The organism is Burkholderia plantarii, assembly GCF_001411805.1.
In the GTDB taxonomy this organism is placed as follows: Bacteria; Pseudomonadota; Gammaproteobacteria; order Burkholderiales; family Burkholderiaceae; genus Burkholderia; species Burkholderia plantarii.
The window spans coordinates 309256-323395 of record NZ_CP007213.1; the positions used below are offsets into that span (position 1 = coordinate 309256).

A 14140-nucleotide genomic window follows, 5' to 3' on the forward strand; every position below is an offset into this window, starting at 1 on the left:
CCCGGTGTGCGCCGGTCGCCGCGGCGCGCTCATGGCCTGCGGTCAGGCGCTCGGTGGAGCGTTGTCGAACGACTCCGGTGCGTCGTGGAAGACGTCGTCGTCGTCGTCCGTGTCGGGCGTTTCCTCCGCGCGGGGCGCGGTCGTCGTGCCGGCCGTGTCGAGCGGTGCGCGCGCGGGCGGGTTGCCGCCGCCCGGCACGGCGGATGTCGACGTGCTTCCGGTCCGGCCACGTTCCATTACCGACGCGATGCCCGGTTGCGCATCGCGCGCGAGCTGGCGATCGTCGAGCATGGCGTCGATCGAGCCGAAACGCGGCGTGCCGAGCGGCGCGCGCGGCGGCTGGCTTGCCGGTTGCGCGGGGCGCACGGGCCGACGGCCGTCGAGCGTCGTGGCAAGCGATGCGCGTTGCGGGGCCGGGGTGCGCGCGGCATCGAGCGTCGTCGGTGTTTGCCGGCCGCCGTCGAGGGCCGCGCCGAGCGAACCGAATTGCGGCGCGGGTGCCGGCTCACGCGCGGCATCGAGCGTCGTCGGTGTTTGCCGGCCGCCGTCGAGGGCCGCGCCGAGCGAGTCGAATTGCGGCGCGGGTGCCGGCTCACGCGCGGCATCGAGCGTCGTCGGTGTTTGCCGGCCGCCGTCGAGGGCCGCGCCGAGCGAGCCGAATTGTGGCGCTGGTGCCGGTTCGCGCGCGGCATCAAGCGTCGTCGTCGTTTGCCGGCCACCGTCGAGCGCCGCGCCGAGCGAGCCGAATTGCGACGCTGGTGCCGGTTCACGCAGCCTGTCGAGCGCCGCAAGGCCGCTCGCGCGCCGCGCGCCGCCGGCGGCATCGAGCGGCGTGGGCGTGGGCAACGGCAACGGTGCCCGGTCCGGCCTCGGCGGCCGGGGCTGCGGCCGGGGCCGGGGCTGAGGCGGCGGCGCGTGCGCCGTCACCGGGCGGCGCCCGTCGATCCCGGCATGGTTGCCCTCGATCGCCGCCCGGGCCGGCGGCCCGCCCGCATCGCGCACGGGCGCGGCGTCGGCCGGCATGACCGCCGTCTCCTCGTCCTCGTCGCCCACCTCCGCCTCATCCTCGACGCCAGCCGCCGCCGCGCGATCGGCCTGATACCGTTCGAGCGCGTCGAGCTGCGCGAAGTCGGCCGTCTCCGAGACGATCTCGTGCTCGCCCGACACCTGCGTGACGGCGGTCACGTGCAGCGCCACGTTGAGGCCGGCGCGCGAGGCGCTCGAATTGACTTCCTTGACCTTCAGATCCGACGCGATCCACGAGGCCGGATCCGACATGATCCGGTTGATCTCGCGCGCGACAGCCGGGTTCGGCCGTCCGCCCACCTCGCTGGCGGTGAGCGCGTTGATGCGCGTGGCCGCGTCGCCGCGCAGGCGGAACCGGTGGAAATACGTCTGGTTCGGCGCCGAGTTGCCGCGCACCTCGCCGAGCAGCCGGTCGATCTTCTCGTCGGCGCGCGCGTGCGCGGTGGCCCAATGCCCGGGGCCGGCCGTCTCGATCGTCACGCCCTGCTTCTTCAGCGAGTCGAGCGCGTAGAGATCGCGCCAGGCGCCGCGCTGCGCGTCGATCGCGCGCGTGAACATCCGCGGCGACTTGTATTCGACGTCGACGATGCACGAGCGCGGCATCAGCACGCCGTTGTCGCGTGCGATCTGCACACGCGATTCGATGCCGGTGTCGCGCAGCGCGAGATTGATGGAGGGCGTGTCCACCGACGTGGTGCCGAGCCCGACCGTGTGCGGCTTCGTGCCGATCGGCACCGAGCCGCTCAGGCCGGCGGTCAGGCGGCCCACCCACTGCGAGCCGCCGCCCGAGCGGTGCTGTTCGAGCTGCAGCGAGCCGCCGTGGTCGCGCTGCTCGCGGATGTGATGGTGGGTGGACGTGTAGCCGACGCCGACGCCCACGCCGGCCGACAGCGGCGTGTGCGGAATCCCGCCGTAGACGCCGACGTCGAAGGTCGCGCCGCTGCGCGAGGTCTTGTCGGTGCCGTCGGTCCAGCCCACCGAGATGTCCTCGTCCTCGAGGTACTGGTCGGCGAGGTGGTTCCAGGTGCCCTCGGCGCTCTTGTCGGGTGCCGCGGCCGAGCTGTCGACCAGATGCTTGAAGAGCCCGGCGTATTTCGTTTCGAGCGTCTTGTCGTCGAAGTTGCTGCCGTCTTCCTTGACGCGGCGCGTGACGCGCAGCGACACGCCGCGCGGGTTGTTGGTCTCGGACTGGTAGAGCATGCCCTGCGCGGTCACGCCGGCGCGCACGTAGGACAGGCCGACGTCGAAGTCGTAGCCCACCCGCACGCCGGCGCCGGCCTGCCAGCTGCTGCCGTCGGCGGTGCCGGCGAAGATCTCGGCGCCGTAGTTGCTGCGCGCGAACTCGACGAGCGCCGAGCGGTTCTTGTTGTAGCGCGCGTCCACGCGCGCGGTGAGCGGGATGCCGGTGGCGTTGAGCAGCTTGCCGAAGTTCGCCGACAGCCCGCGCGTGCTGATGCCGGCGCGGTTGCCGTCCTGCACGCGCAGCCGCGCGCCCGACGGCAGCTGCTTGACGACCTCGCCGAGCGCGTCCACCACGTGCTCGCGATCGGGCGTGCCGACCGCGCGCGGCAGGTTCTTCGCGCTGGCTTTCAGCGCGTCGAGTTCGGCGACGAAGGCGGGATCCTCCACCTGCGCGCGCTGCGCCCAGCCGGCCAGGCGATCGAGGTCGAACGGCACGTTGCCCACGCCCGCGAACGCGGCGTGGTCCTGCGCGTGCCGGCCGTCCCAGGCCTCGGTGTCGCGCAGGAACGCGTCGCGCGCGGGCGAGGCGGGCTGCCTGGCGATCTCGCCGCGCATCTGCCTGGCCTTCGCGACGATGGCCTTCCTCTGCGCGGCGTCGGGCTTGCCGGTCTTGAAGCCGCCGCTGTCGAACCAGACGTGCAGCGCGGCCAGCTCGACGAGCGAGTGGGCGGGCTGCGCGTGGCCGAGCGTGGCGGCCGGCTGCATCGCCGGCAGGCCGAGCAGCGCCTCGCGCCGGTCGGCGAGTTCGCCGAGCGCCTTCTTCTCCTTGGCGATGGTCAGCCGCGTGACGTCCTGCGTGCCGTTGCGCACCGCCGCGAGCGGCGAACGGTGCTTGCCGACCGCGCGCGCGGCGAAGGTCTTCCAGCGGTTCTCGCCGGCGCGATCGAGCGTCTTGCCGGTGAAGCGGTGCAGACGCTCGCGCGTCATCGCGAGCGGCGTGCCCGCGCCTTCGTCGCGGAAATGCTGGCGCCACGCGAAGAAATCGCCCTTCTGGTCGGGCCGCATCCGCGTCGCGCCGCCGGTGTTCGCGATCGCAGCCGCCGCGAACGCGCGCGCGGGCAGCTTCGCGGCGTCCGGGCCCGCCAGCAGCCGCGCCTGCACCGCGCCCGGCGCCGGATCGCCGGCGGCGGTGAGCGTGTCGTGCGGGCCGGGGTCGGCGTGGTCGGCGGCCTGCAGCATCATGCGCTGCGCCATCAGCTGGAGCGGCGGCTCGTGGCCCGGCCCGCGCAGCGTGCGCAGCGCGTCGAAGCCCTCGTCGGTGCGCGACAGCGTGCGCGCGACCAGCCAGGCCCGCGCGCGCGTGGCGTCGACTTCGCGCGCGGCGCCGGCCGGCAGCGCGCTGGTCTGCGTATCCATGCGCGCGAAGTCGAGCGCGGCGAGCGCGTCGAGCACGTCGCGCGCCTGCGCCGGATCGTGTACGCCGGCCTCGCGCAGCGCGCCGGCGGTGAGCACGCCGCGCAGCATCGCGGGCGCGCGCTCGGGCGCGCCGAGCCCCGCAAGGCGGTCGGCAAGCTGCCGGCTCGCCTGCGCGCCGGCGTGCGGATCGGGAAACCAGGTCTGTACCTGCACGCTCAGGCCGGCGCGGCTGTCGAGCGATTCGAGCTGCAGCGCGGCTTCGTCGGCGTCGGGAGGCTCGTCCTCGGGGATCGCGGGCATCGCCGCGCCGAGCGCGTCGTCCACGCGCTTGCGCTGCTTGCGCGCGAGCGCGGCCGCGTGCGAGGCCCTGGTGTCGGTGGCGTAGCGCGTGACGTCGGTGCGGTACTGCTGCGCGGAGAGCGGACGATGGCGGTCCGAGTGCTGCGAGAACGGCGTCGAGATGTCGGTGGCGGCCGCGTTGACGTGCGCGACGGCGTTGGCGAGGGTGCCCGGCGACTGGCTCGGCGGCTTCGGCGCGGTGCCGCGCGCGTCGGGCCTGGCGCGCGTGAACATCGCCTTCAGCCGGTCGGTGCCCTGCCGGCGCCGCGCCTCGGCGCCGGCCGCGCCGGTCTGGCCATGCGCCGGCGCGGGATGGGGCTGCGCGTGGCGCGTGGCGGGCGCGCCCGGATGCGTCGCGTCGCGCCGGGCCGGCAGCGGCGCCGCCGGTTGCGCGGCCGGGGCCGGCACCGCGTGCGTGACGCCGGGGATACCCCGGGCCTCGGCGGCCGGCCGCGCGTCGGCGCTGCCGCCGCCAACACGGGCGAGGACTGACTTGAACGACATCTGGGCTCCGGGATTCCGTGCGGGGCGTGCGTTTTCGGCGCACGCTCCCGACGGGCTGGACGGAGCCTCACATTAATTTCTGTGTGTGACACCCATCAGGTAAAACCCGAGGCGGTGGGCGAAGCGATGTCGTGCCATCCGAAGCGAATGGGCGGATATCGGTTCAATTGGGATCATTGCTTTCGATCGTTGCATCGAGTGCGTCGAGGTCCGCGCGAATCCGCTCGACGATGCGATAGGCGCCCTGTTGGGACGCGCAGCGCAGCGCATGCGCGAGGCCGCGCCGCGTGAACGCGGGCGGCTCGCCGCGCGCGCGCGACAGCACCCCTTGCAGGTGCAGCAGCCACGGCTTGGTCCAGCGCTCGCCGGTGCGATCGGCGCGCCGCACGGCCTGCGTGATGCCCTGCACGAGCGTGTCCGCGAGCGCGCCGTGGCGCGTGAAGTCGATCGACGGCATCAGCGTGGTCACGAACGCGAGATCGACGGGCGGCACGCGGTGCGATTCGAAGCGCTGCGCGATTTCCTCCACCAGCTGCAGGCCGGTGGCGTGGTCGCCCTGCCGGCCGAGCAGCCAGCGCTGCACGTCGAGGCCGGTGCGCAGCCAGCGGCGCGGCGCGGACGAGCTGGCCAGCTCGACCAGCGCGGCGGCGTAGGCCTCGGCGCGCGGCGCGTCGTCCTCGACCACGGCGAGCGCGCAGGCGTGGCGCAGCGCGACGCAGCACGACATCGGCTCGTTGTCGGTGGCGGCCAGCTCGGGAATCTCGCTGTCGCGCGGGGTGCCGCCCACCAGCCATTGCACGGTGGACAGCGCCGCGCTCGCGATCAGGTGCAGCGACAGGCCGTGGCGCGTGGCCAGCGCGCGCGCCTCGCGGATCACGTCGGGGTGCGTGCCGTTGGCGCCGCCGAGCAGCGGGATCGCCACGTGCAGGTCGCCGGTGTAGGCGCGCAGCAGCCCCTCGATCAGCCGCGCGTTGTGCTGCGCGGCGGGCCAGCGCGCGGCGTCGGCGATCTCGGTGTACTTGCGGGCCAGCTCGCGCGCGCGGTCGGTCTCGCCGCGGATCTGGGCGCGGAAGAACAGGTGCAGCAGCGCGCGCAGTCGCGTGGAATTGTCGGCGCAGGCGCTGGCGATCTCGTAGGCGCGCTGCCATTGCAGCGCCGCCTCGCTGGCGGCGTTGCGCTTGCAGGTGAGCGCGTTGGCGAGCGCGGCGGCCACCCGCATCTCGGGGCGGATCCGCCGGACCTCGCCGCCGTTGCCGCAGACGGCCACGCGCCGCGCCCAGCCCACGTATTCGTCGCCGAGCGAGAGCCGCACCCAGAGCGGTGCCGAGTGATCGAGCAGGTCCGCGCCGAGTTCCGGCTTGCCGGCGTCGATCGCCCATTCGAGCGCGGCGCGCAGGTCGGCCAGGTCGTGGCGCACGGTGGGCGGAGCAAGGAACGGGCCGGCGCCGAAGCGGCGCGCCACCATGCGCGCCACCAGCGCCGCGTGCAGCGCGCCGGGCGTGGCGCGCTCGGGCGTGCGCGCGAGCGTGGCCAGCGCGTAGCGGCGCACCGAGGGCGGCAGTTGCAGCCGCATCTCGCCGTCGCATTCGACGTCCTCGACGAGCCCGGCGCCGACCAACTGGCGCAGCCGCTGGCGGGTGGCCTCGGCGGGGGTGTCGTCGAGGCCGAGCGCGCGATCGAACGCCACCAGCAGCTCGGCCGCCGCGCCTTCCTCGAACGCGCCGTGGAACAGGCCGAGGCGGCGCAGCACGGTGCGGGTGCCCGCGTCGAGCCGGCCATAGACGAAATCGAGGCTGGCCAGCTGCAGGTCCGCGTGCGGCAGCAGCCGGCGCCGCGAGCCGGTGCGCTGGGCGAGGAAGCGGTCCAGCTCGGTCGCGCAGGCCACGAACGCCGCGCGCACGTCGCCGTTCGAGGCCAGCTTCGCGGCGATGTCGGCCGCCAGCAGCTCGACCGGATGCGGCATGCCGTCGAGGCTCGCGCAGATCGAGGCGGCCGCGGCCAGCGCATCGGCCGGCAGCCGCGCCGGCGCGGGGGTGCCGTCGCGGCGCTGGCGGCGCTCGAACGCCGCGAAGAACAGGGCGAGCGCGTCGCTGTTGCCGATGTCGTCGGGCTGGTGCGCGTCGGCCGACACGCCGAGCGGGGCCACCGCCATCGCGCGCTCGCCGCCGACCGCGAGCGCGGCGTCGCTGGTGATCAGCAGGTGGACGCCGGGCGTGGCGGCGGTGAGCCGCTCGGCCGCGCGCGCCACGGCGTGGCGCAGCGGCGCCGCGTGGTCGAGCAGGATCAGCAGGCGCCGTTCGCCGAGCGCCTCGGCGAGCTGGGCGGCGTCGATCTCGCCGCCGCGCGTGTCGATCTCGAGCGCGTCGGCGATCGCGTGGATCAGCCGGTCGGGCGCCGACAGCGTGGCGAGCGGCACGTAGGCCACGCCGTCCGGGAATTGCGGGGCGAGGCTGCGCGCGGCCTCGATCGCGAGCCGGGTCTTGCCGATCCCGGCCGCGCCGGTCAGCGTGAGGGTGCGCGCGGCGGGCACCGTCGCGAGCAGTTCGGCCAGCTCGGCGTGGCGGCCGACGAACGGCGCCGGGTCGTGCGGCTGGGCCTGCGCGAGCGTGTTGCGGGCGAGCGGCGCGGCGGCGGCCGGCGCGGGGTCGGGTGGGAGCGGATCGGCGGCCGGCGCGGCCGGGTCGGCGGCGTGCCCGGTGCCGTCGGCATCGGGATGCTCGACCACGCGCAGGTCGCCCGCGAAGCGGTAGCCGCGGGCCGGCACGGTCTCGATCAGGTCGCGGTCGTCGCCGAGCGCGCGGCGCAGCGCCGAGATCTGCGACTGGACGGTGTTGGCGTCGACCTCGAGCCCGGGCCAGACGGCCTCGCGCAGCGCGGCCACCGACACGGCCCGGCCGTTCGCGTCGATCAGCCGGATCAGGATCGCGAGGGGGCGCGCGCCGAGCGAGACGATCTCGCCGTCGGCGATCAGCAGGCCCGCGTCGCGCAGCAGCCAGAAGCGGGAAAAGGCGATCGTGCGGCCGCCCGGGGTGTCGGACGGCGCGGTGGCGTGCCGCCGGGTAGGCGCACGCGGAGAAGCGGATTTCGACATCGGGAACTGCGCGTGACGCCAGACTCGGGTTGATCGGCCGAGCGGCGCCTAGACGGTCATGCGCGCAGCCAGATGTATTCCCCGGAGGCGATGCCGTCGAACATGTCGTCGCTCGATTCCATGATGTTGCGCCGCCAGTAGCGGCCGTGTTCCGCGTAGTGGGCGAGCAGGTCGGCCAGTTCCGCACCGTCCACGCCGCTGTCGAACGGGATGCGCAGTATCAGTACCACGTTCCCGGTATCTGTGTCGATCCCCATTTGCGCCTGATCCTGCGCGTACACCAGCAGGTTCGCCTCCAGCATCAGGCGGAAGATCGTCAACGTACGGCCGGCCGTGACGGCGCCGTAGTGGAAATTCGCGTACATCGCGTCGATGTCGTTGTCGAAATAATCGAGGCGGACGTCGAAACCCTCGACCTCGATCGCGCGCGTGGTCAGCACGTGCTGGACGTCGGGCAGATCGATGACGGCACAGAGGTCCTCGATCAGCCAGGTATATCGGTCGGAGCTCATGCGATGCGCGGATCAAATACGAAGTGAATGAAACAGACGGGAACGGCGGCCGCCCGGGGATGGGCACGGCCCGCCGCGATGGCGCCGCGTGGCGCGACGCCGGATGGCGCCATTAGCCGCCTTGCGATGCGCTTTTGACGTTGCTCGCGCCGCTTTTCATGACGTTGGCGAGCGCCGCGGCCATGCTCTGTTGCAACTGCATCTGGGCCGATGCGAGCGTCATCTGGTTCATCTGATCGCTGATGCCTTGCATCTGCGATTGCGTCGAAGCAGCGCTCGCGCCGCCCGAAGCCGCGGCGGCCGCGCCGCCGATGGCGTTACCGGCCGTGCTGGCGATGCTGGAGGCGCCGCCCAGGACGCTGCTGGCGCTATTGACGGGATTTGTCATGCTATTACCTCGCGTTGTTTAAAAAAGCGGTTGCGATAGTCACGGATACTGCAACTGCGGATAGGTGCCGTCCCTTCCCGGGCACGTGCCCGTGGCGCGGAGCCGGCGGCTTTCGAAGGCGGCGGGCCGCCAGCGAATCGATTACGACTTGGTCGCGCGCTGCTCCTGGAGCTTCGCGATCGCGCGCGAGGTGGCCAGGAAGCCGCGATACAGCTTCGCGAGGTTGCTGCGGTCGAGTTCGTTGGTCGACGGGGTCGCGCCGATCTTTTCGGCGGTCGCGTCGAGTGCCGCGCGCAGCGCGTTCACGCGTGCCTGGCCGTCCGGCGCGTTCAGCAGCGCGCGGATGTCGTTGAAATCCTTGGCGTACGGGGCGAGCGATTCGTACATGACCTATCCCTGTGAATGACGTGCCGGGCTCAGCTCGCGATCGGCGAAGCCGGCGGCCGGGACGATGGTTCGGCCCGGCGCGCCTCGGGCGCGGCGGGAACGTTGGCCGATGCGAGCATCGGCGGATTCGGTGGTGCCGCGAACGCGTGCGGCAGCGGCACGAATTCGTCGGCGGTGTTGCGCGGCTGCGGCGCGGCGCGCTTCGCGGCGGCGCGGCTGCCGTTGCCATTCCCGTTACGGGCGCCGCCGGCCGGGTTGTCACCCGGGTTCGCCGTGGCGGCGGCGGTCGTTTCGGCGCCGCCGTTTCCGTCCGCCCCGTTCGGTGCGCTGTTCGCGGCGACGTTCGCCGGGGCCGCGACGCCGCGGTTCGCGCCGGTGCCGCCCGCGTTGTTGCCCGCCGCGGCCGCGTTCTGCGGTGCGCCGACAGCCGCCGCGCCGGAGGCGTCCGGCAGGTCCGACGCGTAGATGTGCTTCACGCCGTCGGGCGTCTGCGCGTACTGCACGCCGTCGGCCGAGAGCATTTCCGAGTAGGCGAGGCCGTCCGAGGCGTTCGCGCCGCCCGACGATTCCGACACGTCGGCGACGATGTCCTTCACGTTCGGATCGAGATCGGCGCGAATCCGCGCGATCGCCGAGTCGAGCGCGTTCTTGTTGCCCACCGAGCCCTTGATCACGAAGCGGCCCGCGCCGCCGTACTGCACGCGCGCGCCCGGCACGCCGAGCGAATCCTCGATGCTGCGCGCCACTTCGGGCGCCACGTCGTACTGGCGCGCGACCTGCGCGATCGCGAGGCGATTCAGCAGCTGGCGCACCGCCGAATCGTCGGCCGAGCTGGCCAGCATGCCGGTGACCACCACCGTGTCGCCCACCGCGTGCGCGTTCAGGCCGTCGATGTGCGCGGCGGCGAGCGCCTCGGTGACGCGGCGCGCGTGGTCGTCGCCGTTCGGCGGCAGCGCCGCGCGGCTCATCTGCGCGGTGGACAGCACCGAGATCGTGACGATCACCGCGCCGACGCAGAAGCAGGCCGCCGCGATGCCGAGATAGCGGCGGCGCAGCGGCGAGGCCTTCGCGGCCGGCTTGGCGGCCAGCAGCGTCGAGAGCAGTTCGTAGTCGGACGGCCACACGCCGTTCTCGTCGCCCACGCAGAGGATCGTGCCTTCGAACTGCATCGGCACGAAGTCCACCAGCAGGATCTGTTCGAGCGGGCCGCTGGTGGCGCCCGGGTCGACGGCGCCCGTGGGCGAGGCGACCGCCTGCGCCGACACCACGCCGGTATCGCTGACCGTCAGCCACAGATCCGCCCCGCGCCAGTCGGTCAGGCGAATGTCGGCCGCGTCGTCCGTGCCGATGCGGTGCGCGCCGGGCGCGAGCTGCAATTGCGCGCCTGCGTGGGTGCCGGTCAGAATCCGCAGCAGTTTCATGGGTCCGTCGATCTGGTCACAGCCTGAGCTTTCGTTGCGGCTACTGTAGGCGGTCGGCCCATGGCCGCGGGCGACGAATGCGAAGCGAGAACGCGGTATGCGAACGGAGATGCGGGGCGGCGGGGGAGGGGGGCGGAGCGTGGATTGGCGGGCCGTCGGACGCCGGCTGGCGGGGGCGAAGGGGGGGAAATGGGGATTGAAGTCTTGTCGAGACAGGGGGTGGGTGGGGGCAGGGGAAGGAGGCGCCGGGGACGCTCGCCCGGCACGACGGCGGGGCAAGGGCCGCCGACCCGGGCGAGATGGTGGATTCAACGGAACTCGTGGCGATCCGCCATGGCCGGAACCCGCTTCAAGCGTGATGTCCTGGCGGCGATTCATGGCGCCGCCGCCGGCCTGCATCGCGAAGGTCGTCGGCAGGACGACGAGGCGCGAATGCGACGTTTTCCATATCGGAAAGGCGCCGCAATCCGATCCGGCGGATATCGCCTGCATTCGCGAGGACGCGAACGTCAGCCGGAGCGTGTCCGCGCTTCATGTCGACACCCCCGTTTCCACGGTGCGGCGGCGGGAGCCGGGCGACGGGACACCGGGCGGCATCGCCGCGCGCATGCCGCAACCGGTACGGAAAAACAGCCTCGCGATCTGCGGGTGAGGGATCGGGGGCAGGCGGGGCCGGCCAGGCGGTCCGGCGCGACCCGGCCGCTCAAGGCTTCTTCCCCTGCGCCGCCTTCGCCATCCGCCCCGCGAGCCCCGCCCCCACGCTCTGCTGGATCGCCCCGCCGCGCTCACGCCTTGCCTTGCCGCGCAGCGGCGAGGCGCCGGGCTCCTCGCCGGGCCGCCCGCCGGCCTTGTACGAGGCGCGCAGCATCATCATCGGCAGGATCAGGTGGAACGACTCGCTGCCGCCGCCCTTGCCCAGATGCTGCAGCATCTCGCGCAGCACCTGCACGCCGCCGGCCCCCACCGGGCCGATCTTCATCTCGATCTGCTGCAGCGCCACCATCAGCGCGGAGAGGCGCATCGCCCACGGTCCGGCCTCGCTGTTGCCGGCGGTCTGGAACAGATCACGCACCATGTCGTGCCACGCGTTGCGCACGGCCTCGGCGCGCTGCGCCTCGTCGCCGGGGCCGAACTTCGCCGCGATCGCGTCGAGCTGGCTCGGCGGCGCGGCCTGCGCCGAGGCCGGCCGCACGTCCGACGCCGCGGCGTCGCCGCCCGCCGCGCCGATCTCGGGCTGATCGTTCTGCTCCTGCTGCTGGCGCCCGCCGCCACCGCCGCGGCCGCCGTTCAGCGCATCCATGTCGTCCTGCTTGACCTGCACGTCGCCGCCCTCGTCGTCCCCGGCGCCGCTCGCGGCGTTGCGCCTGGCGCGCGCCACGTTGGCGCGCTTCTTGTTGCGCGCGAGGCTCGCGAACTTGCGCTGCGCGGCCTGGTTGCCGTTCTGCGCCTGGTTGGTGTTGGTGAACAGCGTGCCGTTGTAGCTGGTGGCGCGCTGCGCCGCGCGCGCGCCTTCCTTGCCGGCGGCGTTCTGCTGCGCGTCGGCCAGGCGCGCCTGACCGGCGGCGTTGGCCTGCGCGTTGCTGCTCGGTGCGCGATTGATTGCCATCGAATCCTCCTTGCCGTTACAGCGGCACCGCGGTGCGCATCAACTGGTTCGCGAAGTGCAGCACGGCCGCGCAGCACACCGGCGCGGCGATCACGATCGTGATGGTCACGGCGATCAGCTTGAGCACCTGCGGCAGCGTCTGGTCCTGCAGCGACGTGATGGCCTGCACGAACGACACGCCGAGCCCGACCACGGCGGCGACGATCACGGGCGGCAGCGACACGGTCAGGCACAGCAGCATGCCCTCGGTGGTGAAGCGGATCAGCGAATCGACATCCATCGTCGAGGCTCCAGGTTACTTGTAGGTCATCACGAGGCCGTGGATCAGCGTCGACCAGCCGTCCATCACCACGAACAGCAGCAGCTTGAACGGGATCGCGACGTTGGTCGGCGTGACCTGGTTCAGCCCCAGCGCGAGCAGCACGTTGGCGATGATCAGGTCGACCACGATGAACGCGATGTAGAGCAGGAAGCCGATCTTGAACGCGTCGGTCAGCTCCGAGAGCGTGAACGACGGCGCGAGCACGATCAGGTCGTGCTCGGATAGCTGCTGGGCCTGCTCCTTGGGCCACACCACGGCGGCCGAGCGCAGGAAGAAGCGCTTCTCGCGCTCCTGGGTGTGTTTCTCGAGGAACGCGCGGAACGGCTCCTTGGCCGCGCCGAACGCCTGGATCAGCGCCTGCGACGGCTGCGAGGCGAGCTGCTGGCCTTCCAGCGACTTCGACGCCTGCATGCCGATCGGCGCCATCACGTACAGCGAGACCAGGATCGCGATGCCGTTGAGCACCATGTTGGGCGGCACCTGCTGCACGCCGAGCGCGTTGCGCAGCAGGCCGAGCACCACCACGATCTTCGCGTAGGAGGTGACCACCATCGCCACGAAGGGCAGCAGGCTGATCGCGATGACGACCAGCAGCAGCCCGGTAATGTCACTGAACTGAACCATGCCGATGGGCCATCCTGATGATGCGCACGCCAAGATGCTCGCCAACCGTCACGAGCTCCCCGAAACCGACCGTCTGGCCGTGTACCACGAGCCGCAGCTGCGCGTCGGCGGCCGGCACCGGCAGCTCGACCACGTAGCCCGGCCCGAGCGAGGACAGCTGGTCGAGCGGCAGCGCGACCGTGTCGATCTCGAACTGCACCGGTAGCTCGATGTTGCCGACGGTGATCGCTTCGTCGGGGCGATCCGTCGCTAGGCCGAGATCGGCGCGGGTCGAATCGAGTTCGTCGGACATGTACCACTCCTGATTTAAGGTAAGCGACCGCCCGTCGAGCACCGCCTGCGCGTGGACGCGCGCATGGCCGCGCGCGCCCCACGTCGCGACGACGCGCGGTCCCGCGCCGTCGCCGCGGCCGCCGGCCTGCAGCGACGCCGCGTCGAAGGTTGGGAACAGACAGCGCAGCAGCACGTCTCCGGGTTCGAGCGCGGCGAGCGTGTCGACCGCGAAGGTTCGCGTGCCGACGATCGCGCTGCCCGGTAGGGTCAGCGCGGGGAACGCCGTGCGCCAGGCGTCGCTCGGGGTGCGAGCGATCAGCGCGTCCACGGTGGCGAGCGCGGCGCTGCCGAGGGCCACGGTGCAATCGATGCGGGTCTCGCCGAAGCTGATCGACAGCGCCGCGGGCGGCACGTCGAAGGCGAGCTCGGCCACGCAGTCGGCCAGCGGGCGGCGCGTGACCGAGACCACGCGCGGCGCGTCGAAGCCGAGCCGCGCGAGCGCGGCGGCGAGCGGATCGAGCAGCACGCCGGCCACGGTCTGGCGCAGCGCGAGTTCGGCGCCGCCCGGCGCGAGCATGGCCGGGCCGCCCGGCGCGCCGGCGCGGTCGGGCCACGCGACGATCGCGAGCGCCGGATGCGCGTCGAGGTCGAGCTCGACGAACACCGGGCGCGGCGCGGCGCCCGGCGCGGCCACCGACAGCTCGATCACGGCCGGATCGCGCGCGGCCGGCCCCGCGCCCGGACGCCCCGCGGCGAGGCCGGCGAGCGGCGCCGCGTGCAGCACGGTGGCGCCGGTGGCGGCCAGCACCGCCGCGCCGAAGCGCGTGTCGTGCAGCGTCTGGGTCAGGCGCGCGGTGGCGCTGTCGATCCGGCGCGGCACCGCGCGCGCGATCGGCGCGCCGCCGGCGCGTGCATCGGGCACATCGGGCGCGCCGCCGGCGGGCATGGCCGGGCCCGCCGCGGGGGCGGCCGGCGCCGTCGGCACGCGGGCAGGAACTGCGCTCGCGTCGCCGTCGCGGGTCGTCGCGGTGAGAAAGTCGGCCATGCGG

General features: G+C 73.2%; 11 protein-coding genes. 1 reads left to right on the forward strand and 10 read right to left on the reverse strand.

The features are described from left to right. Positions 1-42 precede the first annotated feature (42 nt). The 6 genes from bpln_RS18990 to bpln_RS19015 form a co-directional block, all read right to left on the reverse strand. The gene (locus bpln_RS18990; protein WP_055139684.1) at positions 43-4467 is read right to left on the reverse strand and encodes a hypothetical protein; all 4425 of its coding nucleotides are present in this window, start codon (positions 4465-4467) and stop codon (positions 43-45) included. A gap of 163 nt (positions 4468-4630) precedes the next feature. Further along, on the reverse strand, positions 4631-7558 hold the full coding sequence (locus tag bpln_RS18995; protein ID WP_055139685.1) for an ATP-binding protein: 2928 nt from the start codon (positions 7556-7558) through the stop codon (positions 4631-4633). A 56-nt stretch (positions 7559-7614) separates the two neighbouring features. Next, positions 7615-8070: a CesT family type III secretion system chaperone gene (locus bpln_RS19000; RefSeq protein ID WP_042626967.1), complete on the reverse strand. Its 456-nt coding sequence runs from the start codon at positions 8068-8070 to the stop codon at positions 7615-7617. A 112-nt stretch (positions 8071-8182) separates the two neighbouring features. Continuing rightward, positions 8183-8458: a hypothetical protein gene (locus bpln_RS19005; RefSeq protein WP_042626968.1), complete on the reverse strand. Its 276-nt coding sequence runs from the start codon at positions 8456-8458 to the stop codon at positions 8183-8185. A gap of 141 nt (positions 8459-8599) precedes the next feature. Further along, positions 8600-8845: a hypothetical protein gene (locus bpln_RS19010; protein ID WP_042626969.1), complete on the reverse strand. Its 246-nt coding sequence runs from the start codon at positions 8843-8845 to the stop codon at positions 8600-8602. A gap of 29 nt (positions 8846-8874) precedes the next feature. Beyond that, positions 8875-10266 carry a hypothetical protein gene (locus bpln_RS19015; protein WP_055139686.1) on the reverse strand — a complete coding sequence of 464 codons (1392 nt, stop codon included), beginning with the start codon at positions 10264-10266 and terminating at the stop codon, positions 8875-8877. Between the two features lie 376 nt (positions 10267-10642). Between bpln_RS19015 and bpln_RS19020 the strand changes: the two genes are divergently transcribed. After that, positions 10643-10918 carry a helix-turn-helix domain-containing protein gene (locus tag bpln_RS19020; RefSeq protein ID WP_055139687.1) on the forward strand — a complete coding sequence of 92 codons (276 nt, stop codon included), beginning with the start codon at positions 10643-10645 and terminating at the stop codon, positions 10916-10918. Positions 10919-10969: 51 nt separating this feature from the next. On the opposite strand, the gene bpln_RS19025 is transcribed toward bpln_RS19020, so the two are convergent. Genes bpln_RS19025 through sctQ form a run of 4 tightly spaced genes read right to left on the reverse strand, consistent with a single transcriptional unit; the run spans position 10970 to position 14136 of the window. Further along, entirely contained in the window at positions 10970-11872 is a 903-nt protein-coding gene (locus bpln_RS19025; RefSeq protein WP_055139688.1) for a hypothetical protein, read from the reverse strand. A gap of 16 nt (positions 11873-11888) precedes the next feature. Continuing rightward, a complete protein-coding gene (sctS, locus tag bpln_RS19030; protein ID WP_042626973.1) occupies positions 11889-12152 on the reverse strand; it encodes a type III secretion system export apparatus subunit SctS in 264 nt (87 codons plus the stop codon). 15 nt (positions 12153-12167) lie between these two features. Further along, entirely contained in the window at positions 12168-12818 is a 651-nt protein-coding gene (gene sctR / locus bpln_RS19035; RefSeq protein ID WP_042626974.1) for a type III secretion system export apparatus subunit SctR, read from the reverse strand. Then, a complete protein-coding gene (sctQ, locus tag bpln_RS19040; RefSeq protein ID WP_042626975.1) occupies positions 12802-14136 on the reverse strand; it encodes a type III secretion system cytoplasmic ring protein SctQ in 1335 nt (444 codons plus the stop codon). Before sctQ ends, sctR begins: the two co-directional genes overlap by 17 nt. Between the last annotated feature and the right edge of the window lie 4 nt (positions 14137-14140).

Coding starts and splice junctions, on each gene's coding strand:
- bpln_RS18990 (WP_055139684.1), bottom strand. CDS start 4,467: ATGTCGTTCAAGTCAGTCCTCGCCCGTGTTGGCGGCGGCAGCGCCGAC.
- bpln_RS18995 (WP_055139685.1), bottom strand. CDS start 7,558: ATGTCGAAATCCGCTTCTCCGCGTGCGCCTACCCGGCGGCACGCCACC.
- bpln_RS19010 (WP_042626969.1), bottom strand. CDS start 8,845: ATGTACGAATCGCTCGCCCCGTACGCCAAGGATTTCAACGACATCCGC.
- sctS (WP_042626973.1), bottom strand. CDS start 12,152: ATGGATGTCGATTCGCTGATCCGCTTCACCACCGAGGGCATGCTGCTG.
- bpln_RS19000 (WP_042626967.1), bottom strand. CDS start 8,070: ATGAGCTCCGACCGATATACCTGGCTGATCGAGGACCTCTGTGCCGTC.
- bpln_RS19005 (WP_042626968.1), bottom strand. CDS start 8,458: ATGACAAATCCCGTCAATAGCGCCAGCAGCGTCCTGGGCGGCGCCTCC.
- sctQ (WP_042626975.1), bottom strand. CDS start 14,136: ATGGCCGACTTTCTCACCGCGACGACCCGCGACGGCGACGCGAGCGCA.
- sctR (WP_042626974.1), bottom strand. CDS start 12,818: ATGGTTCAGTTCAGTGACATTACCGGGCTGCTGCTGGTCGTCATCGCG.
- bpln_RS19025 (WP_055139688.1), bottom strand. CDS start 11,872: ATGGCAATCAATCGCGCACCGAGCAGCAACGCGCAGGCCAACGCCGCC.
- bpln_RS19015 (WP_055139686.1), bottom strand. CDS start 10,266: ATGAAACTGCTGCGGATTCTGACCGGCACCCACGCAGGCGCGCAATTG.
- bpln_RS19020 (WP_055139687.1), top strand. CDS start 10,643: ATGGCGCCGCCGCCGGCCTGCATCGCGAAGGTCGTCGGCAGGACGACG.